Genomic DNA, 11,720 nt, shown 5'->3' on the forward strand with positions numbered 1-11,720 from the left:
CCGCCGCCTGATTCTGAACATTGATAAATATCTGTCAGAAGCATTCCTATATCAGATATTGTGGTCTGATTATAGTCATCGGGATTTGTGAAAACATCTGTGCGCTGATTGGCGGGGGTAGTGTATCGTCTCAGAAGCGGACAGGGGTTTGCCGGATTACAAAAGAAACCAGCCATGAAGGTATTTTCCAGCCCAAGGGCCTGCATATCCTCTGTGACGATCAGTGGTCCCTGGAAAGCGTCGATTTGAGTCATCAGGATATCAGCGGCAGCATTATCTGATTGCTGGAAAACGTCTTTCATAAAGCCATCTGTCTTTTCATTGGGAGTGCCGTGATGGATAATATTGGAGATCATGATCGGTATCTTGATCGTGCTGGATGCAGTAAATGGAATGTCGGGGGTGACAGATAGCTCAGCACCATTATCGAGACCAAAATGGATTTCCTGTGCGTTTTGCATATTAGCGAGATAGAGGCCAATTACGCCATCAAACCCTGAAAGGTTGATGATTTGTTTTAATAATATTTCAAGATTTTTTATTGTTGGGCGAGTTGGTGCGGTCTGCTCATAGGAGAGAGTTACTACTCGATTGGTAGGAGATCGCAAAGCGTCTTCGATGAGAGTTAGGGCGCGTCCGATATTGAGTTCCTGACCAGGTTGCCCCACTTCAAAATTGACACTGCCTGCTATCGGTTGGGCAGCGGTAGCGGGTTGGTCATAACGGGCCGCAACTTCGGTTTCTAGATAGGCAAGCAACTGTTCATCGATCAGCGAGGCACGGAGGGGGATCGCAGATGCGGGCCGCGGACGATTCCAGAGGCTACCCCAAAATCCACCCCAGAAAGATGATGTGGTTCGTGCAAGATCTGCCGCGGCAAGCATACTTTCGATATCTACGCTAAAACCGATCACTGTTGGGTAGATATGGATAATTTCACCTGCATATTGAATTTCGACAGGTTGTGAGTAAACCTGGAGGACGCGTTCAGATGCGATCTGGGCATTGACCCCTCCCACAGAGACACCGCCAATGGTCATTCCGGCGGGATAGTTATTCCGCTCTCGGCTGTAGTTAACCAGTTGGAACATGGTCACAACCACTGCGGCAACGATAAAAATCAGGGAGATAATACGAAGAATGAGAAAGGATGGATTACGGGTTCTCACGGAACCTCCGGGTATATATTTCGATGGTCATAATTTTTATAAAAAGCGATACTATTTTCTTGGAAACTCTGTATTCTTGGCTTTTGCTAAATTATACAATTATTTTTGCATGGCATAAATTGGGTAGAAATTAGTGACTTATGTCACCCGCAGAGTATAACACGCCCCCCTCCCTCAGATATGCTAAAATCATTGCGACGAAAGGGCCCTAAATCTATATCATAAGGAGAAATAATGCTCCGTTCTTTTCTGATTTATTTGTCGCAAGCAGGGTGGGCAAAACAGATTGTCACAGGTTGGTCTTTCGCCTGGAACGTGGCTTCCCGGTTTATTGCGGGAGAGAGTACTGAAAGCGCGATCAAAGTCGTGCGGGAACTTAATGCAAAAGGCATTAATGCTACATTGGATCACCTGGGGGAGCATACCGCTACAGCCGAAGAAGCTGCACGATCGGCAGATGAAATCCTTGGAATTTTGGATGCTATCGAAGAGGCTGATGTCCGGGCAGGTGTGTCGATCAAATTGACGCAGATCGGGATGGGACTGGATTCATCCATCTGCCGCCAAAATTTGCAGCGGATCCTTGAACGGGCAAAGGAATACAAGAATTTTGTCCGGATCGATATTGAAGATACGCCCTATACTGATTTAACTATTGACGCCTACAATCGGATGCTTGAAGCGGGATTTTCAACAAAAATTGTAGGCATGGCAGTCCAGTCTTATCTCTATCGGGCCGAGGAAGATACCCGAAAAATGCTGGAAACAGGCACGAGGTTTCGCTTGATCAAGGGTGCCTATAAGGAACCCCCGGATAAGGCGTATCCGAAAAAAGCGGATGTAGATGCCAATTTTGATTTGCTGACCAAGATCCTGATGGATGGTGCTCTTGCAGCAGGCTCGCCTAAAGTGAGCAAAGATGGACGGATTCCGCCCATCCCTGCCATCGCAACGCAGGATGAAAAACGGATCGAATTTGCAAGACAATATGCCCAAAAGATCAACCTGCCAAAGGGAGCATTTGAGTTCCAGATGCTCCATGGTATCCGCAGAGACCTTCAGGAGCAGCTCGCTACCGAAGGCTATCAGGTGCGAATTTATATCCCCTTTGGTACCGAGTGGTACCCTTATTTTATGCGCCGACTGGCTGAGCGTCCCGCAAATTTGTGGTTTTTTATCTCAAATTTCCTTAAGAAATAACTTTACATGGTTACCCCTCCACCGAGGGGTGGTAAACTAGGATGCGAAGGAAACTTCGCATCCTTAATTTTAATATGAATAACGATAAAATTCCCCTCGCTCTTGTCACTGGCGCAGCCCACCGTTTGGGACGTGTTTTTGCGCTGACCCTCGCCCGTCAGGGATATGCCATTTTGCTGCATTATCATCAATCTGTGGATGCAGCAGAATCAACCGCCATCGAATTGCGTTCTCTGGGAGTGCCAGTCATTTTGGCACAGGCCAATTTGACGGATGCAAACTCCACCCAGGGTTTGTTCGCTGCGGTGGACGAATCGCCTCACCCTCTGCGCGTACTTGTTAACTCGGCGGCCAGGATGCAGCGTGGCGATGCCCGAACATTAACGGTCACTGATTGGGATGGGACGATGGCGCTCAACCTGCGCGCTCCCTTCATTCTGGCCCAGCAAGCCGCTCGTCGGATGGGTGATGCGGGCGGCCTGATCGTCAACGTTACTGATATTGGCGCGGAAAAAGCCTGGTCAGGATATCCCGCATATACGGTCAGCAAGGCCGCCCTCGAGTCTCTTACCAAAGTTCTTGCGCGTAGCTTTGCCCCCTCCATCCGTGTTAATGCGATTGCGCCGGGACTTGCTCTGCCCGCCGAAGGATTCCCCGAGCAGGAGTGGAATCGCCTTGTCGAGCGTTTGCCACTTAGACGAGAGCCTCGTATGGATGAGCTTGGTGCTGCGCTCGAATTTCTACTTAAAAACGAGTATATTACAGGGCAGACGATCACGGTGGATGGTGGATACTCGTTAGTTTAGATTCCACCACAAAGACACAAAGGAGCACAAAGTTTTTCTCTGTGTCCACAAAGGATTTCTTTGTGAACTCTGTGCCTTTGTGGTAAAAAGTTTTATGTTTAGGAGATACGTATGCCCGATACCCCAGCATTTCTCGCAAAACGCTTAAGAAGTGAAGGCGAAAAGATGACCGCTTTTTTTACCGGCCTTGATGATGCTGCATGGGCGCAAACAGTCTATACTGAGGGCAGCGAATGGACTGTCCGCAATGTACTTTCTCATTTTGTGACCTCCGAAAGGGCATTTCTTAAACTCTTTCCCAAAATTGTAGATGGCGAAGAAGGTGTGGCCGAGGATTTTGATGTGGATCGCTACAATGCTCGCCAGCAGGAGAAAACGGAGGCCCTTTCGCCGCAGGAATTGCTGGTGCAATTTCAGGATGTCCGTGCGAAAATGGCCGCTTGGGTGGAAACGCTGGATATAGCCGATCTTGAAAAAGAAGGCCGACACCCCTTTCTCAAAGAAACCAGAATAGCCGAGATGATCAAATTGGTCTATCGGCATAATCAAATTCACTACCGCGATATCCGTAAGAGCAATAACTGAGCTTCCTCGATAAATTATGACCCGAATAAAAAATCTCCTTTCCTTCTCTCAACCACTCCTTCTCGCCCTTGCTTCTGTCTCATATTTCCTTGGCATAGGGATTGCACGCTATCTGGGCCTTGCCGAAAATCTGCTTATTTTTGGGCTGGGATTTGGCTGGGTAATTCTGCTCCTGCTGGCAATGAACCTGTTGGCGGTATATTTCCGTCCCTACAATGAGCCGCTTATTGAAAAAGAAACCATTGTTGAGCGCAATTGGCTGCGCGCGGCAGCTTTTCAGATTGTTGTGGTGTCTTTGGGGGCAGTTGCACTGCTGACGGTCTTTCTTTTTCAGAATGGTCTTGCACCGACTGCAATCTTTTTCGCCACGTTAATTTTGCTTGCCTCTTTCGCCTATGCCCTGCCACCCCTGAGATTTATCACCAACGGTTTCGGCGAGCTGACTCTCGCCATCCTCCTGGCTGCGTTGATTCCAGCCTTTGGTTTCACATTGCAAACTGGCGAAATTCATCGCTTGCTCGGTGCGGTCGCCTTTCCGCTCACAGCCCTGACCCTGGCATTTTTTCTCATACTCAACTTTCCTTCCTTCGCAGAAGACACTAAATACGAACGTCGTACCCTGCTGATGCGGATTGGTTGGGAACGTGCCGTCCCCTTACATCATTTCCTGATCCTGTCGGCTTATTTACTCTTCGCCGCCATGCCACTGATCGGCTTTCCCTGGGCTGTGATCTGGCCGGTTTTTCTTGTGATGCCTTTTGCCCTCTTCCAAATATACTGGATGCAACAGGTAGCCCTTGGTGCCAGTCCCAACTGGAAATTTCTGATCGCCCTCGCCAGTACGGTCCTGGGATTGACCGCCTATATTCTGACGATCACCTTTTGGATTCGCTAAAATGCCTGAATTTTTAAACCTTCTTCCTCCAGATGAATCGCTGGATAAACTTCTCCGGAACCTCCCCGATCCCCAACCTGCTACCGAAACGATTGATACGGCATCAGCATTGGGCAGAATCACTGCAACCGATCTGCGCGCCCCACACGCTTTACCGGAATTTGAGCGTTCCACCGTGGATGGATTTGCTGTCAAGGCCGCTGATACTTTTGGCGCATCCGACTCTCTTCCCGCTTATCTGACCTTGATCGGTGAATGCCCAATGGGCGCTATCCCCGATCTGGAAATCCAGGCCACCCAAACAGCGATCATCCACACTGGAGGCATGCTGCCACCCGGCGCGGATGCGGTCGTGATGCTCGAATATACCCAAACAGTAGGGGCGGGGTCATCCCGTCCAGATGAAGAAATTGAAATTCTGCGAGCCGTCGCAGATGGGGAAAACGTCATTCTCATCGGCGAGGATGTTGCCAAAGATGCCCTGATCAAAACCAAAGGGAGTCTGATCCGCCCTGCTGAAGTGGGTGGATTAATGGCCCTCGGATTTACACAAGTCGAGGTGGTGCATCCTCCAAAAATCGGGATCATCTCCAGTGGGGATGAAGTTGTGCCTCCGGAAAAACGTCCCCAGCCGGGGCAGGTTCGGGATATTAATTCCTATACATTGGCATCGTTGGTCTCGAAATCTGGGGGCGAAGCGGTCATCTACGGCATCGTCGCGGATAGTTTGGATGCGATGAAAAGCGCGATTTCGCGAGCATTAGACGAATGCGAGATGGTCCTCATCACGGCGGGATCATCGGCCAGCGCCCGCGATATGACCGCTGCGGCGATAGACGAATTGGGCGAGCCGGGCGTGCTGGTGCATGGCGTGAATACCCGCCCGGGAAAACCGACCATTTTGGGCGTTTGCAATGGCAAGGCGGTGATCGGTCTGCCGGGAAACCCCGTCAGTGCGTTGGTCAACGGAACTGTATTTGTCGCGCCGCTAATTCGACGTTTGTTGGGACAGAGCACCACCGAATTGCGCCCGAGTGTTTCGGCAAAGCTGACCGTCAATCTGTCATCATCAGCCGGGCGGGAGGATTGGATATCTATTAAATTAATCCCCTCTCCCGTCGGCGGGAGAGGGGCCGGGGGTGAGGGAAAATACCTCGCCGAACCCATCTTTGGCAAATCCAACCTGATCTTTACCCTCGTTGCCGCCGATGGGCTGCTCAAGATCCCACCTGACGCGACGGGCTTGAGTGTGGGCGAGATCGTGGATGTGATTTTGATATAAAGTTGTGTTGCAATCTGCAACCAGATATGGTATTCTTTTGATTGATTATCCTTAGCAGAACGTCCCGCAGGTTGGCTATAAGATAAGAGTGTATTGTGCAAGAACCTGCGGGACGATATAAATATTGAGGAGAAGAAATGAGCACTTTACACGTTCGGAGTGTTCCCGATGAGTTATATCAATATATTCAAAGCTTGGCACAAAAATCTAACCGTTCCTTAACTGCGCAAGTAATCTCCATGCTCAATCAGGCGGCCGAAGAAGAAAAACGCCGTGAAAAACAAAAGCAAACTTTATACGCTATCAAAAACAGACGTTTTCAGGTTGCTGAAGATGCGCCCACATCCCTTGAATTACTGCGAGACGATCGCTCTAGATGAGCGAGGATAATCTTCGCTGGGTGGTAGATGCCAGTGTAGGTATTAAACTTTTTGTTAATGAAGAATTTTCGGATAAAGTACATCGATTCTTTATCCAACTAACTGAAGAAATAGCTTCTGAATTTTACGTACCAGATTTGTTTTACATAGAATGTGCCAATATTTTGCTCAAATATACGCGCCGCTTTAATCGTCCACTTGAAGACGCACAAGCCGATCTTATTGACCTGAATAAACTTATCCTGAAAACGACTCCAACATCTGATTTAATTGAAGACAGCTTGCTTTTAGCAAGTGTGAAAAAATTGAGCGCTTATGATGCCGCTTATGCTGTTTTGGCGCAAAAATTAGACCTCCCCTTAATCACCGCCGACGTTCATTTAGCAAGATCTATTGATTGGGCGGTGTGGATTGGGGATTTGGATTTTTAGTTTGCCATCCCCGCCCGATGCGACAGGCTTGAGTGCGGGCGAAATGGTGGAAATTATTCTAGCGTAAATTGAGCAATCAAATTGGAGATTAAATGACCGCAAAAGATAACAAACCCTCAACATTGGCCGTCGAAGAATTTACTGGAAGGATTTTTCCTTTAGGTGAAATCACCCACAAAAAAATGTTCGGTGGTTATGGCGTATTCGAAGACGGCACGATGTTTTCCCTGATAACTTCAGAGGGTGTTATTCATCTCAAGGCAGATGAGAGCAATCGCGGAAAATTCGAAGAAACCGGTGCGCAGAAACATGCCAGAATGCCTTATTATCAGATCCCAGAACAGGTATTGGAAAACGACACTGAGTTACTGGCCTGGACGCAGGAAGCAATTGCTGTGTCGAAAAAGGCGAAAAAATAAGGCAAACTCTACTTAATCAAGATAAGAAGAAAAATCTACGTTCAATTCTCTCCTTTCTACTTTCTATAAAACTATGTCCGTATACCTCCACGATATCCCGCTAGATAAAGCCCAAGCCGCGCTGCGATCAGCGCTCCAGGACGCCGATCTCTGGCGTGTGCTGGGGGCTGAAAATATTCCCCTCGACGAAAACGCTCTTGGGCGTGTGCTCGCAGAGCCAATTTGGGCAAAAATTTCCTCGCCCCATTATCACGCCTCGGCAATGGACGGATTCGCTGTCCGCGCAAATGAGACGGCTGGCGCATCCTTGACCGCACCGCTCACGTTGGAGATTGGCCCGCAGGCGGAATACGTCGATACCGGCGATCCATTGCCGGACGGCTTCAACTCCGTCATCATGATCGAAGAGACCGAAGCCCTTGATGCAGATGGCGAAATCACCCCTGCCATCCGTGATCCGCAGACCATTCGTATCCGCGCAGCGGTCACACCCTGGAAACATGTCCGCCCGCTTGGCGAAGATATTGTCGCCACGCAGCTTGTCTTGCCCGCCGGGCATATCCTGCGTCCCGTTGATCTGGGGGCGATTGCCGCGTCTGGGCATGTTGAAATTGCCGTTTCGCTCAAACCGCGGGTCGCCATTTTGCCCACAGGCACAGAGTTGGTCGAGATCGGCAGCGAACTTAAACGCGGGGATATTCTCGAATATAATTCCCTTGTCCTTGCGGCGCAGATAAAAAGCTGGGGCGGTGAAGCGACACGCTACCCCATCACAATAGACGATTTTGATCTCATTGCCGAGCGCGTCGTTGAAGCCTCCCGCGGGCATGATCTGATTTTGCTCAACGCAGGTTCATCCGCTGGTGCGGAAGATTTCTCTGCGGGCGTGGTCGAGAAACTCGGGACTCTGCTAGTCCATGGCGTTGCCGTCCGTCCGGGACATCCGGTGATCATTGGAATGGTGAATGAAAAACCCATCATAGGCATGCCGGGATACCCTGTCTCGGCTGCGTTGACAGGAGAAATATTTGTCGAGCCGATGATCGCCAGGTGGCTGGGACGTACGCCGACAGAGCTTGCTACCGTTAAAGCAGAATTGACGCGGAAAACAACCTCTCCCGGTGGAGACGACGACTATATCCGCATGGCTGTTGGGCGTGTCGGCGAGCGGATGCTGGCCGCTCCCCTCAACAGAGGTGCAGGCGTGATCTCATCCCTTGTTCGTGCGGATGGATTGGCAATCATGCCACGCGGTACACAGGGCGCGGAATCGGGTGAGACAGTCGAAATTCATCTGTATCGCTCTCGCGCCGAATTGGAGCGGACGATCTTCTGTATCGGTTCGCATGATATGACGCTGGATTTATTGGCCCAATATCTCGCCGAACGCGGTCGACGTCTGGTTTCGGCCAATGTCGGCTCGCTGGGAGGCCTGGTCGCGTTGAAGCGCGGGGAGGCACACCTCGCAGGGTCGCATCTTCTTGATCCTGAAACCGGCGAATATAATACTGCGTATATCCAAAAGTATTTGCCGGATACACCTGTCGAACAGGTGATGCTGGTTAATCGGGAGCAAGGCTTACTTGTCCAGAGAAAGAATCCGAAAAATATCAAAGATCTAGGCGATCTCACTCGAGCAGATGTTGCTTTTGTAAACCGGCAGCGAGGTGCGGGGACGCGTGTCCTCCTCGATTATCATTTGAACCTATTGGGGATAGCCTCTGCGCAAATCCTGCGCTACAATCAGGAAGAATTTACCCACCTGGGTGTGGCGGCAGCAGTTGCTTCGGGACGAGCAGATTGTGGCCTGGGAATTGCTGCTGCGGCGCAAGCACTTAATCTGGACTTCTTGCCCCTGTATCAGGAACGTTATGAGTTGATCATCCCTACAATTTATTTTCATGATCCTTTGCTTGCCCCACTGCTGGAAGTTTTGCATGATCAGGATTTTCAAATTGCGGTAGAAGCTATGCCCGGTTATAATACCAATTTAATGGGAAAACTTTCTCGGAGAAATTAATATGACACAGGCCCTTGTAATTGATGATAATCGAAATACGGCTGATGCCCTGGTGGCAATGCTGATGATGTTGGGGGTAGATGGCCGCGCTGCTTACGGTTCAAGTCAGGCGATGAGTTTGTTAAATACAATCGTGCCTGATATTGTTTTGCTGGATGTGAATATGCCCGGGGTGGATGGGATAGAGATGTTGGGATATATCCGCCGTGAGCCACGCCTGATGGCTGTTCCAGTGATTTTTATTACCTCAGATGATCAGCCGGAAACAAAACAACGCGCTCTTGATGGTGGGGCACTGGCACTGATCGTTAAACCTGCATCAATCGAGCAATTGGAAGATGGATTAAAGAAAGCCGGCGTTATGTAGTTTCTCCTGATTAATTCAATGAAAAACCTAAAGAATTTTAATCTTTAGGTTTTTTGTTTTCTTAACCATAGGACATATGTTTTTTGGCTCTGGCTGGATTTTTAATCCAGCGACTTCTCATAATCACGGGGATTTGTAATCCCCTTCGATGCTAAAAAACGCTTCTTATTGCGAAAGCCCTAAACTTATTATTCGCTTATTGCGGCGTGATGATTTCTTCTTTAGCAATCTCAGTTGGTAAGTTTGGCACAGCATCGTAGTAGCCGAGAAATTCATCGGTTTCGGCAGTGTCGTAGGAAGTTAGATTCTGTGCCCAACGATAGCCAATGGATTGATAAAGTAGCTCAGCCGTGATCGTGAATGGACCCTTTGCCGGGTCAACGGCGACGATATATTTGGTTATATCACCTCCACCTAGAAAATCTTCATCCTTTGCTGCTTGCCCATGGACGGCGATGTCTGCCGAAGCGCTGGCAATCTCGAACCCACTGGGGAGCAGACGATTATCTTTAATGTATTTGGCTGCATAGAGCAGACCTGTAGTCACCTCACCGCTATCGCCTTGCAGGATGCTTTCATAGATCTGGACTTGATCTGATTCGGTAATTTCCAGATAATGTGGCTCGAACAATGTCGGGTCGCTGTCATTATCATTATGAGTGATTTCTCCATTCTCGCTCACAGCTCCTGATTCGAAAACGATTTCTCCGCTGGGATCGATTACCGTGACATGTAACCAGGCACGACGGGAGGGATATCCGCTGGGGAATTTGTGCCCAACCTCGGTCGTGACTGCAACGCTAAACGCCAGAGATGAATCAATGATCTCAATTGAATCTATGCTCAAATCAGCAGTCTTACTTTGGAGCATATCCAAGGTTTCTCGAACTGGAGATTCAATTTCTTCTGCTGTAGATCTAATATCAGTCGTTTCACTCATCTTTTGAAGGATGCGTAGCATATAGACATTGCCCCCTGCAAAACCGTGCTGGCGGAAAGGACTGCGAGCCTCTCCGCCAGTGATGGATAGTATTACACCACCTTCGGCAGTGGGCATATGACAATCCTGGCAGGAGGTGTTGTCTGCAAAGCTTGAATTTTCCCATTCAAGATAGGGCGTTTGCTCGGGGAAAAGTGTTTCGCTCAGGGAGCCATCCACCGTAAGATAGTTTGTATATAGCGTGTGGCAGGTTGCGCACATTTTTGAAATAGCGAGATGGTCGCTTTGGATGGGCAGGAAGCCGGAAGCAGCGCTCATTATTTTTGCCTGGATTTCATCCACCGAATAAGGACCGTAAAGAGGACGTTTGCCTTTCGGGCTTTCTGTGTCGAAAAGCATATGACCGCTGGTTGGGTCATTCTGAGTGTAGGTCTCTGGCGCAAGTTGATGACAGGCAGTACAGGAAACACCTTCCATGGCCATATCGTGAAGTGAATTTTCTGGGGCCAGGAAACCATCCACTCCAAACATGGTTGTTTTTCCACCAGCCGCTTGTGTGGCAAAGTGGGCCATCGGCAAATGGCAGGTGGCACATTTATCTTCGATCACACCTTGCAATTCAGGGTGAGTATCTATTTCAGAGCTTACAGTAGCGCGATAATACGGGTCGTGAACAGTATGCGCCATAATACCAGCCTGCCATTGTTTAGCATACGAGACGTCCTTGCCAGCCTCGTCAATCAGGTTATTGTGGCAGGCTGCACAGTTATCAGCCGAAATAAACATATCTTTTAGGTGATCAAGTGTTTCTGTCGGCGGGGTAGGTGAAATAACTTGCGGGGGTTTTGTAGGTGCCTGAGTAGGAACATTGCCAGGTACCGAATCTGGTCCGCAGGCGCTTAATCCCAGGATGATTGCGAGTAAAAATGTTAAATACAAGTGGTTTATCTTCATTGGTAGTGTTCCTCCGGGATATTTTTATTTGATAGTTGTGATGACGAAGAAATCTTCGTCCAGCGCATCGCCAAAAGAGCGATGAAATTTGACCTTCTGAAAACCCTCCATTTCTAGAAGATCTTTGTATTCCTTCTTCGTATAGGCCATAATGTTTTCGGATTGCTGCGAAAGAGCCGTTGTTTTTGCATCGACGATAAAATGACGTGTTGAAGCAATATTGCGTTTAGCATCCCAATAACTTTCTGATAAGACAATATGCGGTTTTTCTG

Annotated in this window: 12 protein-coding genes and 1 pseudogene; 10 read left to right on the forward strand and 3 right to left on the reverse strand. The window is 49.0% G+C overall.

Going from position 1 to position 11,720, the window contains the following annotated elements:
• Positions 1 to 1,169: hypothetical protein (locus tag AC3DOM_RS10240; protein ID WP_487918950.1), on the reverse strand; the 1,169-nt coding region annotated here is incomplete at its 3' end.
• Between the two features lie 234 nt (positions 1,170 to 1,403).
• On the opposite strand from AC3DOM_RS10240, the gene AC3DOM_RS10245 reads away from it, so the two are divergent.
• The 10 genes from AC3DOM_RS10245 to AC3DOM_RS10290 all read left to right on the forward strand — a co-directional run bounded on the left by AC3DOM_RS10245 (position 1,404) and on the right by AC3DOM_RS10290 (position 9,554).
• Entirely contained in the window at positions 1,404 to 2,369 is a 966-nt protein-coding gene (locus tag AC3DOM_RS10245; RefSeq protein ID WP_487918951.1) for a proline dehydrogenase family protein, read from the forward strand.
• A 41-nt stretch (positions 2,370 to 2,410) separates the two neighbouring features.
• Entirely contained in the window at positions 2,411 to 3,175 is a 765-nt protein-coding gene (locus AC3DOM_RS10250; RefSeq protein ID WP_487918952.1) for an SDR family oxidoreductase, read from the forward strand.
• A 111-nt stretch (positions 3,176 to 3,286) separates the two neighbouring features.
• Complete coding sequence (locus AC3DOM_RS10255; protein WP_487918953.1) at positions 3,287 to 3,760, forward strand: DinB family protein; 474 nt, start codon at positions 3,287 to 3,289, stop codon at positions 3,758 to 3,760.
• A 16-nt stretch (positions 3,761 to 3,776) separates the two neighbouring features.
• Positions 3,777 to 4,655 carry a prenyltransferase gene (locus tag AC3DOM_RS10260; protein ID WP_487918954.1) on the forward strand — a complete coding sequence of 293 codons (879 nt, stop codon included), beginning with the start codon at positions 3,777 to 3,779 and terminating at the stop codon, positions 4,653 to 4,655.
• 1 nt (position 4,656) lies between these two features.
• A complete protein-coding gene (locus AC3DOM_RS10265; RefSeq protein ID WP_487918955.1) occupies positions 4,657 to 5,937 on the forward strand; it encodes a molybdopterin molybdotransferase MoeA in 1,281 nt (426 codons plus the stop codon).
• A 137-nt stretch (positions 5,938 to 6,074) separates the two neighbouring features.
• Entirely contained in the window at positions 6,075 to 6,317 is a 243-nt protein-coding gene (locus tag AC3DOM_RS10270; protein ID WP_487918956.1) for a hypothetical protein, read from the forward strand.
• Positions 6,314 to 6,748 carry a type II toxin-antitoxin system VapC family toxin gene (locus AC3DOM_RS10275; RefSeq protein WP_487918957.1) on the forward strand — a complete coding sequence of 145 codons (435 nt, stop codon included), beginning with the start codon at positions 6,314 to 6,316 and terminating at the stop codon, positions 6,746 to 6,748. Before AC3DOM_RS10270 ends, AC3DOM_RS10275 begins: the two co-directional genes overlap by 4 nt.
• A gap of 92 nt (positions 6,749 to 6,840) precedes the next feature.
• Positions 6,841 to 7,167, forward strand: a complete 327-nt coding sequence (locus AC3DOM_RS10280; protein ID WP_487918958.1) for a TfoX/Sxy family protein — start codon at positions 6,841 to 6,843, stop codon at positions 7,165 to 7,167.
• A gap of 73 nt (positions 7,168 to 7,240) precedes the next feature.
• Positions 7,241 to 9,187, forward strand: a complete 1,947-nt coding sequence (locus AC3DOM_RS10285; protein WP_487918959.1) for a molybdopterin biosynthesis protein — start codon at positions 7,241 to 7,243, stop codon at positions 9,185 to 9,187.
• Position 9,188: 1 nt separating this feature from the next.
• The gene (locus AC3DOM_RS10290) at positions 9,189 to 9,554 is read left to right on the forward strand and encodes a response regulator (protein WP_487918960.1); all 366 of its coding nucleotides are present in this window, start codon (positions 9,189 to 9,191) and stop codon (positions 9,552 to 9,554) included.
• 196 nt (positions 9,555 to 9,750) lie between these two features.
• Here AC3DOM_RS10290 and AC3DOM_RS10295 read toward each other — a convergent pair whose 3' ends face one another.
• Positions 9,751 to 11,448 (reverse strand): multiheme c-type cytochrome, encoded by a 1,698-nt coding sequence (locus AC3DOM_RS10295; RefSeq protein WP_487918961.1) that lies wholly within the window; start codon positions 11,446 to 11,448, stop codon positions 9,751 to 9,753.
• Positions 11,449 to 11,472: 24 nt separating this feature from the next.
• Positions 11,473 to 11,720, reverse strand: a pseudogene (locus AC3DOM_RS10300) (hypothetical protein); the annotation flags it as partial.

Source organism: Candidatus Desulfolinea nitratireducens (assembly GCF_982879505.1).

Coding starts and splice junctions, on each gene's coding strand:
- AC3DOM_RS10245 (WP_487918951.1), top strand. CDS start 1,404: ATGCTCCGTTCTTTTCTGATTTATTTGTCGCAAGCAGGGTGGGCAAAA.
- AC3DOM_RS10255 (WP_487918953.1), top strand. CDS start 3,287: ATGCCCGATACCCCAGCATTTCTCGCAAAACGCTTAAGAAGTGAAGGC.
- AC3DOM_RS10265 (WP_487918955.1), top strand. CDS start 4,657: ATGCCTGAATTTTTAAACCTTCTTCCTCCAGATGAATCGCTGGATAAA.
- AC3DOM_RS10290 (WP_487918960.1), top strand. CDS start 9,189: ATGACACAGGCCCTTGTAATTGATGATAATCGAAATACGGCTGATGCC.
- AC3DOM_RS10270 (WP_487918956.1), top strand. CDS start 6,075: ATGAGCACTTTACACGTTCGGAGTGTTCCCGATGAGTTATATCAATAT.
- AC3DOM_RS10285 (WP_487918959.1), top strand. CDS start 7,241: ATGTCCGTATACCTCCACGATATCCCGCTAGATAAAGCCCAAGCCGCG.
- AC3DOM_RS10275 (WP_487918957.1), top strand. CDS start 6,314: ATGAGCGAGGATAATCTTCGCTGGGTGGTAGATGCCAGTGTAGGTATT.
- AC3DOM_RS10280 (WP_487918958.1), top strand. CDS start 6,841: ATGACCGCAAAAGATAACAAACCCTCAACATTGGCCGTCGAAGAATTT.
- AC3DOM_RS10295 (WP_487918961.1), bottom strand. CDS start 11,448: ATGAAGATAAACCACTTGTATTTAACATTTTTACTCGCAATCATCCTG.
- AC3DOM_RS10250 (WP_487918952.1), top strand. CDS start 2,411: ATGCGAAGGAAACTTCGCATCCTTAATTTTAATATGAATAACGATAAA.
- AC3DOM_RS10260 (WP_487918954.1), top strand. CDS start 3,777: ATGACCCGAATAAAAAATCTCCTTTCCTTCTCTCAACCACTCCTTCTC.